Here is a 12,045-nt window from a genome sequence, read left to right on the forward strand (position 1 = left end):
CATTTTCGCCATTAAATAAAATTTTTATAACATAATCAATATTGGGCTGTTGATAATAAATAAGGGCATTTGTACATTTGTCTCTCCATGCAATAAATCTAATCCTAGTAATGATGTTTGTAAAGAAATGGTCGGTAATTCTATTGAGTATTATTTTTTTTGATTGCTATTCACAAATTCAGATTACCTTTCCAGTCCCAAGAATCGTTTTTCAGCGGAATAATCAGAATCAGGCCACAATAAATATCACGGGAAGTTATTTTCAACAACTTGACCGTATTGATGCAAGAGCAGTACCAGTTGCCCCCGGACAGGGCAATGAGGTGGGCTGGACAACCATTCAGGATTTTTTGACTACGGGTATTTTCAACGGATTTCTACAACTAAACGGCGGGTGGTATAATATCGAATTAAGAGGTATTCTTAATGGAAATGTAGTAACCTCTACTATTCTGGAAAGGGTAGGAGTAGGGGAGGTTTTTATTGTAGCGGGGCAATCGAATGCGCAAGGTGACCCAAGTTATTCGGGTGGAGCGATAGGGGCCAGTGACGACAGAGTGTCGACAATTGATTATTATGAAGCAGCTTTGAACGAAAACGCTTTGCCATTCCAGTTTTCGCACATGAATAATTTCTCCAGAATGGCTCCCTATAATTATGTACCATGGTTTTGGTCAAGGCTGGCCGATAAACTTGTGCAGAGATTTAACGTGCCTGTTTTGTTTTATGGGGCTGCACTGGGCGGAATCGGCTCAAGTGCATGGCAACGTTCGGCCGAAGGGGTCGATTTAAGAGCCGAATTACCTTCATTTATAGCCGTGCAAGGAATGCCATACAGAGGGCTAAAAGCTGCACTGCAACAATATGTTACCCGTACGGGTGTTAGAGCTATATTGTGGCAACAAGGCGAAAGCGACGACCAGACCTCTCCTAACCAGTACTTCAATAACCTTAAAACTGTTATTGATAAAAGCAGGAATGACTCCAAAAAAGGAGATTTGGCATGGGTAGTGGCAAGGTCGTCGAGAAATCCAATAACACACCAGAATGTAATTGATGGCCAGAATATTACCATAGGTAATGTGCCAAATGTATTTCCGGGGCCTAATACCGACGAAATAGCTGGCTCTAATTTCAGAGCCGATGGTGTACACTTTCATAATGAAGGACTTAATAGTGCAGCCGAATACTGGAACGCCGCACTCACAGATGGTTTTTTCAATGCTTCTCAGCCTTTACAGGCAAGGGCCTTAGTAAATGTCAGTTTATCGTGTAATCCGGCTAGTACAAATAACAGGTTTACAATTAATGTAAATGGAGGTTATAGTCGTTACAACTGGAGTAACGGAAGCACAGCAACTGCTATCACAGTTAATAGTGGTAGTTATACAGTTAAAACACAGGACGACGTAGGGAATACATTTTTCTCTCAGCCTGTTCCTATTTCGCCCAATAACCCAATTGTGCAGCCTAATATTAATATTAGTGGCCCAACTGTTTTTTGTGACGGAGGCAATGTAGTTTTATCTTCGAGTCTGGCAGGAGGAAATATCTGGAATAATGGTGAGCGGGGCCAAACCATAGTGGTAAGAAATAGTGGCAGTTATGTAGTTACCAACTACACCCTGAACGGATGCCCGTCAGTTTCTGGGGCAGTTAATGTAAATGTAAATCCTTTGCCACGAAACAATATTGTTACAACGAAAGCATTACCCATTTGCCCTGACGATAGTGTTTATCTGGTAACAGATAATTTCGATAACGTCAGTTATCTTTGGAGTAATAATAGCACATTACAAAATATTATTGTGAAAACGCCGGGTACTTATAGCCTTAAAGTACGCGACCGGAACGGCTGCGAATCACAGAGTTTTATAAATGTAACTTTCCGCGATAGACCATTTACCAATATTACTACTGATGGCCCAACGGAATTTTGTTTAGGCAAAAGTGTAAATCTTTCATCTGCTAATGATTTTAATGGATATTTATGGAGCAATGGCTCAACCAGTAAATTCATAAATATCAAAGAAAACGGTGAATATTCATTAAGAGTAATGGATGGGTTCGGATGTTTTTCAGTACCTGTATCAATAGGAGTAAAGGTAAACCCTTTGCCAACCATAAAAATTACAGCTAAAGGGCTTGAACAGTTCTGCGAAGGTAACTTTGTAGATTTAGAGGCAGCGTCAAACGAAGACTTCACTTATTTGTGGAATACAGGTGCGCTTACAAAGGCAATAAGAACCGGAACCCCCGGGTTGTATACCTTACGCGTAAAAGACACTAACAGTTGTGAGTCTCTGCCCGACTCAGTTACTTTAAATTATATTCCTCCACCATCGGTATCAATCAGTACACTTAATAATATCAATACCATTTGTGAGGGTAGTAATATTACCCTTAGTGGTAGCAATGCCGTTAACTATGCTTGGAGTACCGGTTCAAGTTCAAAAGATATTACAGTAGACCAACCCGGAGTATATTCGCTCATTATCAGAGATGAAAAAAACTGTAAGTCTGACCCCGTTTCATTTCAGGTATTCATGAAAGATACACCACCACAGCCTACTTTAAATATTGATGGAGCCTATCAGTTACAAGCTATTCCGGCCGAAACACTGCAAGGGCAATATTTTAACTGGCAATTAGACGGAACCGAACTACCCACTACCACGCCTATTCTGAAGATACAACGTTCGGGTAATTATCAGGTAAGAGCTGCATTAAAGTATGAGCAGACCAATAATGGAGTATTAATATGCTACTCACCGTTTTCATCAATGCTTAATTTCCTGATACCCGATAATGATAATGGGTTAAGGGTGTATCCGAATCCGAACCCGACAGGGATTTTCACTATCGAAACTCTGGCCGATAATCCGGGTGCGCAAATAACGGTATATAACATATCAGGAAGTAAGGTTTTTTCAGGTACCATAGCAGAACTAAAAGAAAAACGAGAGCTAGATTTGCGGGCTTTAGAGAACGGAGTCTATATTATTCAACTCATAAGCGGAGATTTTAAAGCAACGAAAACAATTTTTATCAAATAGTAGCAAGGGTTGAATATTTTCAACCCTTTTTTATTTTGTTTCTAAAGTTTACAGTAGTAATTTTGGAACGTAATTTATTTACAACCAAATAAAGAATTTAATGGTTATTAATATAGGCAATTAACAAATCAAAAACCTATATTGCTGATTCAAAAAATTACTATTACAGTTATTATGAAAGAATACTTGCCTTCAGATTTTCTCCCTATCTTGGTGCAGTTAATCGCCGCCATTGGGTTTATTGTCTTTACTATGGTTGTTACGCACTCAATTGGTCCTAAAAGAAAAAGTGCCAAGAAAGATGACCCTTTTGAATGTGGAATTGAGGTAAAAGGAGATGCCCGCACACCTATTTCAATCAAATATTTCCTGATAGCCATATTATTTGTGCTTTTTGATGTAGAGATAATCTTTATGTATCCGTGGGCCGTAAATTTCATGAAATTAGGTTGGTTTGGCTTCGTTGAGATGATACTCTTTGTAGGATTGTTAATGGCAGGTTTTTACTACATCATTAGAAAAGGTGTATTAACTTGGGAAAAAGAATAAATTAAGATTACTCCGTTGTTCACTTAGGCTTTACAAGCATTAAGCTGCTAAACAAGAACAGATACAATTATGAGTTCGATAAAAATGGTGGAAGCACCCGAAGGACTAGAAGGAGCGGGTTTCTTCGCTACTTCACTTGATAAAGTTATTGGAATTGCCCGTAGTAATTCTCTCTGGCCATTACCTTTTGCCACTTCTTGTTGTGGAATTGAGTTTATGGCTACTATGGGTTCTCACTACGATATTTCTCGTTTCGGTTCAGAAAGACCGAGCTTTTCGCCACGCCAGGCAGACCTACTGATGGTAATGGGTACTATTGCCAAAAAAATGGGGCCTGTGGTAAAACAAGTTTACTTACAAATGGCTGAGCCTCGCTGGGTGATGGCCGTTGGGGCTTGCGCTTCGAGTGGTGGAATATTTGATACTTATTCAGTATTACAGGGAATCGACAGAATAATACCTGTTGATGTATATGTACCGGGTTGCCCGCCTCGCCCTGAACAAATTCTGGACGGTTTGATGCAGATTCAGCAGTTAGCAAAAAATGAATCGCTTCGCCGTAGAAATTCAGGTGAATATCAGGCCTTGTTAGAATCATACAATATTCAGTAGAGAATCAAGAGTTTCAGGCTTTGGTTTAGCCAGAATGATTTTTGCTAAATTCAGCACGCTGTTTTTATAAAGTCATTGTTAGTCGATACCCAATTAACGCAAGATTGAATCAAGGCTTAAACCCATTACTAAATAGATTTACATGATAAGTAATCAACAAATAGCAGAAGATTTATTGGCTCATTTTGGTGAAAATGTGAAAAACTTTGAAGAACCTTATGGGCTACTTACATTTACTACCAATCGCCAGAACATAATCAATCTGCTGGTTTACCTCAACAAACACGAAACATTCCGTTTTCGTTTTCTGACAGATATATGCGGTATTCATTTCCCCGATAACAAAGGTGAAGAATTTGGTGTAGTGTATCATCTGCATAGCCTTGAAAACAATGTGCGTATTCGTATCAAAGTTTATATCCCGGCCGATGATATACATATTCCTACGGCAACTACTTTGTATGCTACTGCAAACTGGTTAGAGAGAGAAACCTATGATTTCTTCGGAATAATCTTTGATGGTCACCCGAATTTAAAACGTATTTTAAATATCGAGGAGATGGATTATTTCCCAATGAGAAAAGAATATCCATTAGAAGATGCTACCCGTCAAGATAAAATTGACGCGCTCTTCGGAAGATAATATTAATACTTAACAATTAATAGGCAACCGCTATTAATTGATAATTCAACAGCAATGGCAGAAGAACTCATTATCCCTAAAAACACATCCGATGCACTGGCACTTAATAGGCCTATTGTTGAAGATACAGAATATACTACACTGAATCTGGGGCCTACACACCCCGCAACACATGGTATCTTTCAGAACGTGTTGCAAATGGATGGCGAAAAGATTGTTTCAGGAGAACAAACCGTTGGATATATTCATCGTGCTTTTGAAAAAATTGCTGAACGCCGCCCATTCTATCAGATAACCACCCTTACCGACCGTATGAACTACTGTTCGTCGCCTATTAATAATATGGGCTGGCACATGACAGTAGAAAAACTGTTGGGGGTTGAAGTACCCAAGCGTGCGCAGTATATCAGAGTAATTATGATGGAGTTGGCACGTATAGCCGACCACCTTATTTGTAACTCGATTTTAGGTGTTGATACCGGAGCCTATTCGGGCTTCCTGTATTTGTTTCAGGAGCGTGAAAAGATTTATGAAATCTATGAAGAAATGTGCGGGGCGCGTCTGACAACAAATATGGGCCGTGTGGGTGGTATGGAACGTGATTTGTCGCCAACGGCTATCAAGAAAATCAAACAATTGATTTATCATGATTTGCCAAAATCATTGACCGAATTTGAAAAACTATTTAACAGAAATAGAATATTTATTGACAGGGTTGTGAACGTAGGGCCAATTACAGGCGAAAGAGCTTTGGAATATGGCTTTACAGGACCAAACCTTCGTGCGGCAGGTGTTGACTACGATGTGAGAGTAATGGAGCCGTATTCATCTTATCAGGATTTTGACTTTGATATTCCAGTAGGGCATAACGGAGATACTTACGACCGTTTCATGGTAAGAAATCAGGAAATGTGGGAAAGTATCAAGATTATCAAACAAGCATTGGAGAATCTGCCAGAGGGGCCTTATTACGCCAACGAAGCACATTATTATCTGCCTCCAAAACAAGAAGTATACCGCAGTATGGAAGCCCTTATCTATCATTTTAAAATAGTGATGGGTGAAATTGATGCGCCGGTAGGAGAAGTATATCATGCTGTTGAAGGTGGAAATGGTGAGCTAGGATTTTATCTGGTAAGCGACGGTGGCAGAGCACCATACCGTTTGCACTTCCGCCGCCCTTGTTTTATTTATTATCAGGCTTATCCTGAAATGTGCAAAGGCACTTCCATTTCAGATGCCATCGCAATTATGAGTAGTTTGAATGTAATTGCAGGTGAATTAGATGCATAAAATTTGATTACAGAAAATGACCGAAACCAATAATAAAATAGCTTTTACTCCTGAACGTTTGGCTAAAGCTCAGGAAATGATAGCCCGTTATCCGGCAGGTAAACAAAAATCGGCCCTTATGCCAATCATGCACTTGGCGCAGGAGCAATTTGCATGGATGAGCCAAGACGTAATGGATTACGTAGCTTCATTGCTTGACATCACGCCTGTGGAAGTTTATGAAGTAGCCACTTTTTACACAATGTTCCATCTGGAACCAGTTGGTAAACACGTAATTGAATATTGCCGCACTGGCCCTTGCGTACTTATGGGTGGTGAAGAGGTATATGCACACCTGACCAAGAAGCTAGGTGTTAAAAAGGGACAAACCACTTCGGATGGCTTATTTACATTGAAAGAGGTTGAGTGTCTGGCGGCTTGCGGTTGGGGACCTTGTTTCCAGATTCGTGAGAAATACTACATGAACCTGACCAACGAAAAAGTTGATGAGATAATTGAAGAATTATCAAAATAAAAACATTACTACTTTAATTTTCATTTAGAGTAAGTTTAAATTCTATAATAGAGTTTTTGATTTGCCAAGATAGAATCATGAAAATATTAACCGAACATATTAATACCCCGGGTATCGACACTTTTGAGGTTTACCGCAAAAAAGGTGGGTATACAGCCGTTGAGAAAGCATTGAAAAAAATGACTCCTGACGAAGTGGTAGAAGAAGTGAAAAAATCAGGTGTTCGCGGTCGTGGAGGTGCAGGTTTCCCTATGGGTATGAAGTGGTCGTTTCTGGCTAAACCAGAGGGTGTTCCGCGTTATCTGGTTTGTAATGCCGACGAATCAGAACCAGGTACTTTTAAAGACCATTATCTGATGAAAAGCATCCCTCATCTGTTAATAGAAGGGATGATTATTTCAAGCTATGCTTTAGGAGCCAATAAGTCTTTTATTTATGTAAGAGGCGAATTAATGTACGTGATTCGTATTCTTGAAAAAGCCATAGAAGAAGCTAAAGCAGCCGGATTTTTAGGCAAAAACATATTAGGAAGTGGTTTCGATTTAGAGCTAGTGGTGCATCCGGGTGGTGGAGCTTACATTTGTGGAGAAGAAACAGCCCTGTTGGAATCACTCGAAGGTAAAAGAGGTAACCCAAGAAACAAACCTCCTTTCCCAGCGGTAAAAGGTCTTTATCAATGCCCAACCGTAGTAAATAACGTAGAATCAATAGCCACTACTTCGTGGATTATCAATAATGGAGGTGAAGCCTACGCTGCAGTTGGTGTGGGTAAAAGTACAGGTACTAAATTGATTTCGGCTTCGGGGCATATTAATAACCCGGGTGTCTATGAAATCATATTAGGCTTAACTTGTGACGAATTCCTGAACTCAGACCAGTACTGTGGGGGCGTTCGTAAAGGTCATCATCTGAAAGCCGTAGTAGCGGGTGGGTCTTCTGTACCTATCGTACCTGGGCAATTATTCCTTAAAACTGCCAACGGCGATGACCGCCTCATGAGCTACGAGTCATTGTCAGATGGAGGATTCGCTACCGGAACCATGTTAGGTTCTGGCGGATTCATCGTTTTTGACGAAACGGCTTGTATTGTGCGTAATACATGGAATTTTGCCCGTTTCTATGAGCATGAATCGTGCGGACAATGTTCTCCTTGTCGTGAAGGAACTGGCTGGATGCAAAAAGTACTTAACCGTCTGGAACATGGCAAAGGCTCAATGCACGATATTGATTTATTGGTAGACATCTCTAAGAAAATCGAAGGAAATACCATTTGCCCGCTTGGCGATGCAGCAGCATGGCCTGTGGCTTCGGCTATCCGCCATTTCCGTGATGAGTTCGAGTGGCATGTAACACATCCGGCAGAAGCTACCAAACCCGGTGCCGTTTATATGAACAGCGTATTGGTATAAAAACAATTTATTTAGCATAAGTTGTGTGATATTGAATTAAGAAATTTGATTTTATGGAAAATACAGCCCCTCAATTATTTAAAGTAACAATAGACGGCGTTGAAGTGGAAGTGCCACCCGGAACAACCATTCTTCAGGCTGCGCGTAAAATAGGCCCGGAAGTTGCCCCTCCGGCTATGTGTTACTACGAACCACTGAAAGGGTCGGGAGGTAAATGCCGTGCCTGTTTAGTAAAAGTAACGGCAGGTTCAGCAAAAGACCCACGCCCAATGCCTAAACTTGTGGCTTCGTGTATCACACCTATTCAGGACGGTATGGTGGTTGAAAACTATACCAATGCTCAGGTTGTTGATGCAAGAAAATCAGTAGTTGAATTCCTATTAATAAACCACCCGCTTGATTGCCCAATCTGCGACCAAGCAGGAGAGTGTCATTTACAGGATTTCTCTTACGAACACGGTGTAGGTACAACCCGATATGAAGAAGACCGCCGTACCTTCGAAAAAGAAGATTTAGGCCCTTATATTCAGTTACACATGACACGCTGTATCTTGTGTTACCGCTGCGTATATACCGCCGACCAGATTACAGATAAACGTGTACATGGTGTGATGAATCGTGGCGACCACGCCGAAATTTCTACTTATATCGGAAAAGCCATTGATAATGATTTCTCAGGAAACGTAATAGATGTTTGCCCCGTAGGAGCTTTAACTGATAAAACATATCGTTTCAAAAACCGAGTTTGGTTCTCAAAACCAGTAGATGCACATTGTGACTGCGAAAAATGTAGTGGCAAAGTACAGCTTTGGTACAGAGGAGATGAAGTGATTCGAGTAACTGCCCGTAAAAACGAATGGGGCGAAGTAAAAGAATTTATCTGTAATACCTGCCGTTTTGAGAGAAAGAAAACAAGCGACTGGACAATAGAAGGACCAACGAAGGTATCACGTGCGTCGGTTATTTCAGCGAATAAATATGGAGCTAATCTGGTTAAAAAACCTGATTTTGCCTTGAAACTGGCTGAGTCACAATACAAAAAGATTGATGATGACCGCCCGTATCTACATGAAATGAGCGAAATAAAACAATCAGACGATTATAAGGCTTTAATGGCCAAAGACGAAAAATATTTTGGGCACAAGTAATTGATTAGATATGAATGACTTCATGCAATGGGTAAATGAAACAATGTTTCTATGGAAAGCCCTTATCATTTTAGTGATTTTTGCCATTACGCTCGGTATTGCCGCTTATTCAACTTGGGCAGAGCGTAAAGTAGCAGGTTATATTCAGGACAGAAGTGGTCCGAACCGTGCAGGTTGGGGTGGTTTATTACAACCATTGGCCGATGCCGGCAAAATGTTTTTTAAAGAAGAGTTTATACCGGCACAAGCCGATAAATGGTTGTTTATCTTAGGGCCTTCGCTTTCAATGTTTACAGCATTGATGTCAAGCGCAGTAGTTCCATTCGGCGAATCATTCTTGATTGGCGGAAAAAGCGTAAACGTACAAGCTATTGAAATAAATATTGGTATTCTATATGTTTTCGGAGTTGTTTCTCTGGGCGTATATGGTGTAATGATAGGTGGTTGGGCGTCTAACAATAAATTCTCGCTGTTAGGAGCTATTCGTGCAGCATCACAAAATATCAGCTACGAGTTAGCCATGGGTATGTCAATCATTGCTATTTTAATGATGGCGGGTTCATTATCGTTACGCACCATAGTTGAGCAACAGCATGGCTTTAACTGGAATATTTTCTATCAGCCGTTAGGTTGTTTGATTTTCATCGTATGTGCATTTGCAGAATGTAACCGTACACCTTTCGATTTACCAGAGTGTGAAACCGAGCTAGTAGGAGGGTATCATACAGAATATAGCTCAATGAAACTGGGCTTTTACCTGTTCGCCGAGTACATCAATATGTTTGCTTCATCGGCCGTAACAGCCTGTTTGTTCTTTGGTGGTTATAACTATCCGGGTATGGATTGGGTACAAACACAATTAGTAGGTACATTTGGTAATGTAGTAGGCCATAATATTGCTACCTTTGTAGGTATTGGTGCCATGTTTACAAAAATCCTGTTTGGAATATTTTTCTTTATGTGGGTTCGTTGGACAGTTCCACGTTTCCGTTATGACCAATTAATGAATCTTGGCTGGAAAGGCCTAATTCCACTTTCAATAGGAAACCTGATTGTTACAGCAGTTGCCATGCTTTCAGGATATAAACTAATAGGAATCTGGGTTGGGTTGGCAGTTATGATTCTGATTATTGCTATATTCTGGGCTATGCGTCCGCGTAAAAAGGCAGCAATTCTGGGTGCTTAACACTCATGCGAGGTATCAAGATTCACAGAGTCCGAAACCTGTTTTGAAAAATAAAATTATGCAATTAACTAATAGAGCAAAAAAAACAGATAAAAGTGAGCTTAGTTTATTCGAGCGAAGCTATCTCCCTTCTTTAGCAGCAGGGTTAGGGATTACTATCCGACACTTTTTTTCAAAGAAGCCAACGATTCAGTATCCTGAACAAAAAAGATATTTAGGGCCTGTTTTTCGAGGACACCATATTTTAAAAAGAGATGAAGAAGGACGCGAACGTTGCACCGCTTGTGGATTGTGTGCAGTAGCTTGTCCGGCTGAGGCTATCTCGATGGTGGCACAAGAAAGACAAAAAGGCGAAGAACATCTTTATCGCGAAGAAAAATATGCGGCAGTTTATGAAATAAATATGCTTCGTTGTATTTTCTGCGGCCTTTGTGAAGAAGCCTGCCCGAAACAAGCTATTTATCTGCGCCATGATAAATTCGTGCCTGTGTTCACTGAACGCGAAGACGTAATTTATGGTAAAGATAAACTGGTTGAAGACCCGAATCAACGTTATCACCGCGACGCATGGACGAAAGAAGATGCAATGAAACTTTGGAAAAATTCTTAACTCATCAGTATTACCGCTTTTGAGACATTTTTAATATGGAAAATCTTAAAAATTTATTACACCTGCCGCCAATTTGGTACACCTTTGCGATTCTCTCGGTTCTGACGCTTTTCGGAGCTTTAGGAACGGTTATGTCTCGTAACCCTGTTCATAGCGTTATTTACCTGATAGTGACTTTCTTTTCGTTATCAGCCCACTATATTTTATTAAATGCGCAGTTTTTGGCAGCCGTTAATATTATTGTTTATGCAGGGGCTATCATGGTTTTATTCTTGTTTGTTATCATGTTTCTTAATTTAAGGCAAGAAGCAGAAGAAGCTAAGAAAGACCAGACCATTTTTGCAGCAGTTGTTACGGCCGTAATTCTGGGAGGTATCCTGATTATTTTCTTGCGCAGAGCCGAACGCGAACCTATAAATACCTTAAACTATAACTCGCAAAGTGGTATGGTTGAGGTGTTGGGTAAATCCTTATACGGCGAATACTTGTTGCCATTTGAGCTAGTTTCAGTTTTGTTTCTTGTGGCAATGGCCGGAGCCGTAATGTTAGGTAAACGTGAGTCAGGAGAAAGACACTTCTAATTTTGAAACAGAATATTTTATATAAAAAAATCCTTTCCGTAGTCAGGAAAGGATTTTTTGTATTAGTGCCTATCAGATTATTGAAACCTTTATTTTGCAGGAATTATAATCGTTTTCTTATTTTTCTTGTTAAATTTCTCCATAAAAGCCTGTAAGGTTTCTTTCTTTTTGAAAACATACCGATACACCCACAAGATGGTAGCCGTCGGAATAATATCTGTAAAAGGAATAATCTCTTCAAGAAAACCAAAGGCAGCACCGAAGGTGGTTCGGTGTACAGCATATATTAATGCCGAAATTACAGGAGCCAGCACAATGTCAAAAGTTTCACCTAATGCGGGCAAAATGTAAGTTGCCATACCTAAGGCATCAATAGCTAAGCTAGCTATTAAGTCGAACTGACGTTTTTTATCAAATTTTTGTTCTAGTTCATCCATATTTTTG

The 12,045-nt window shown here is 40.1% G+C and carries 12 protein-coding genes; 11 read left to right on the plus strand and 1 reads right to left on the minus strand.

Annotation, left to right across the window (positions count from 1 at the left end; genetic code table 11):
• Positions 1 to 110: 110 nt before the first annotated feature.
• The 11 genes from WAA15_RS18840 (at position 111) to WAA15_RS18890 (ending at position 11,601) form a co-directional block, all read left to right on the plus strand.
• On the plus strand, positions 111 to 3,056 hold the full coding sequence (locus tag WAA15_RS18840) for a T9SS type A sorting domain-containing protein (protein WP_337044377.1): 2,946 nt from the start codon (positions 111 to 113) through the stop codon (positions 3,054 to 3,056).
• Positions 3,057 to 3,227: 171 nt separating this feature from the next.
• A complete protein-coding gene (locus WAA15_RS18845; protein WP_337044419.1) occupies positions 3,228 to 3,605 on the plus strand; it encodes an NADH-quinone oxidoreductase subunit A in 378 nt (125 codons plus the stop codon).
• Positions 3,606 to 3,674: 69 nt separating this feature from the next.
• Positions 3,675 to 4,217, plus strand: a complete 543-nt coding sequence (locus tag WAA15_RS18850) for an NADH-quinone oxidoreductase subunit B (RefSeq protein WP_337044378.1) — start codon at positions 3,675 to 3,677, stop codon at positions 4,215 to 4,217.
• A gap of 142 nt (positions 4,218 to 4,359) precedes the next feature.
• Complete coding sequence (locus tag WAA15_RS18855) at positions 4,360 to 4,860, plus strand: NADH-quinone oxidoreductase subunit C (RefSeq protein WP_337044379.1); 501 nt, start codon at positions 4,360 to 4,362, stop codon at positions 4,858 to 4,860.
• Positions 4,861 to 4,914: 54 nt separating this feature from the next.
• On the plus strand, positions 4,915 to 6,153 hold the full coding sequence (gene nuoD, locus WAA15_RS18860; protein WP_337044380.1) for an NADH dehydrogenase (quinone) subunit D: 1,239 nt from the start codon (positions 4,915 to 4,917) through the stop codon (positions 6,151 to 6,153).
• Between the two features lie 16 nt (positions 6,154 to 6,169).
• Positions 6,170 to 6,667 carry an NADH-quinone oxidoreductase subunit NuoE gene (gene nuoE / locus WAA15_RS18865; protein ID WP_337044381.1) on the plus strand — a complete coding sequence of 166 codons (498 nt, stop codon included), beginning with the start codon at positions 6,170 to 6,172 and terminating at the stop codon, positions 6,665 to 6,667.
• A 77-nt stretch (positions 6,668 to 6,744) separates the two neighbouring features.
• Positions 6,745 to 8,076, plus strand: a complete 1,332-nt coding sequence (gene nuoF, locus WAA15_RS18870) for an NADH-quinone oxidoreductase subunit NuoF (protein WP_337044382.1) — start codon at positions 6,745 to 6,747, stop codon at positions 8,074 to 8,076.
• Between the two features lie 53 nt (positions 8,077 to 8,129).
• A complete protein-coding gene (locus tag WAA15_RS18875; protein WP_337044383.1) occupies positions 8,130 to 9,224 on the plus strand; it encodes a 2Fe-2S iron-sulfur cluster-binding protein in 1,095 nt (364 codons plus the stop codon).
• Between the two features lie 10 nt (positions 9,225 to 9,234).
• The gene (gene nuoH, locus WAA15_RS18880; RefSeq protein WP_337044384.1) at positions 9,235 to 10,410 is read left to right on the plus strand and encodes an NADH-quinone oxidoreductase subunit NuoH; all 1,176 of its coding nucleotides are present in this window, start codon (positions 9,235 to 9,237) and stop codon (positions 10,408 to 10,410) included.
• A 58-nt stretch (positions 10,411 to 10,468) separates the two neighbouring features.
• Positions 10,469 to 11,020 (plus strand): NuoI/complex I 23 kDa subunit family protein, encoded by a 552-nt coding sequence (locus WAA15_RS18885; RefSeq protein ID WP_337044420.1) that lies wholly within the window; start codon positions 10,469 to 10,471, stop codon positions 11,018 to 11,020.
• A gap of 35 nt (positions 11,021 to 11,055) precedes the next feature.
• Positions 11,056 to 11,601 (plus strand): NADH-quinone oxidoreductase subunit J family protein, encoded by a 546-nt coding sequence (locus WAA15_RS18890; RefSeq protein ID WP_337044385.1) that lies wholly within the window; start codon positions 11,056 to 11,058, stop codon positions 11,599 to 11,601.
• An 89-nt stretch (positions 11,602 to 11,690) separates the two neighbouring features.
• Here the strand turns inward: WAA15_RS18890 and WAA15_RS18895 are convergent, their stop codons facing one another.
• Entirely contained in the window at positions 11,691 to 12,038 is a 348-nt protein-coding gene (locus WAA15_RS18895) for a hypothetical protein (protein WP_337044386.1), read from the minus strand.
• Positions 12,039 to 12,045 lie beyond the last annotated feature (7 nt).

The organism is Emticicia sp. 17c (genome assembly GCF_037153985.1).
Taxonomy (GTDB): Bacteria; Bacteroidota; Bacteroidia; order Cytophagales; family Spirosomataceae; genus Emticicia.

Bases quoted from the DNA above. Each gene is read 5' to 3' on its own strand.
- nuoF (WP_337044382.1), top strand. From the start codon at position 6,745: ATGAAAATATTAACCGAACATATTAATACCCCGGGTATCGACACTTTT.
- WAA15_RS18850 (WP_337044378.1), top strand. From the start codon at position 3,675: ATGAGTTCGATAAAAATGGTGGAAGCACCCGAAGGACTAGAAGGAGCG.
- WAA15_RS18885 (WP_337044420.1), top strand. From the start codon at position 10,469: ATGCAATTAACTAATAGAGCAAAAAAAACAGATAAAAGTGAGCTTAGT.
- nuoD (WP_337044380.1), top strand. From the start codon at position 4,915: ATGGCAGAAGAACTCATTATCCCTAAAAACACATCCGATGCACTGGCA.
- WAA15_RS18840 (WP_337044377.1), top strand. From the start codon at position 111: ATGATGTTTGTAAAGAAATGGTCGGTAATTCTATTGAGTATTATTTTT.
- WAA15_RS18875 (WP_337044383.1), top strand. From the start codon at position 8,130: ATGGAAAATACAGCCCCTCAATTATTTAAAGTAACAATAGACGGCGTT.
- nuoE (WP_337044381.1), top strand. From the start codon at position 6,170: ATGACCGAAACCAATAATAAAATAGCTTTTACTCCTGAACGTTTGGCT.
- WAA15_RS18855 (WP_337044379.1), top strand. From the start codon at position 4,360: ATGATAAGTAATCAACAAATAGCAGAAGATTTATTGGCTCATTTTGGT.
- WAA15_RS18890 (WP_337044385.1), top strand. From the start codon at position 11,056: ATGGAAAATCTTAAAAATTTATTACACCTGCCGCCAATTTGGTACACC.
- WAA15_RS18895 (WP_337044386.1), bottom strand. From the start codon at position 12,038: ATGGATGAACTAGAACAAAAATTTGATAAAAAACGTCAGTTCGACTTA.
- nuoH (WP_337044384.1), top strand. From the start codon at position 9,235: ATGAATGACTTCATGCAATGGGTAAATGAAACAATGTTTCTATGGAAA.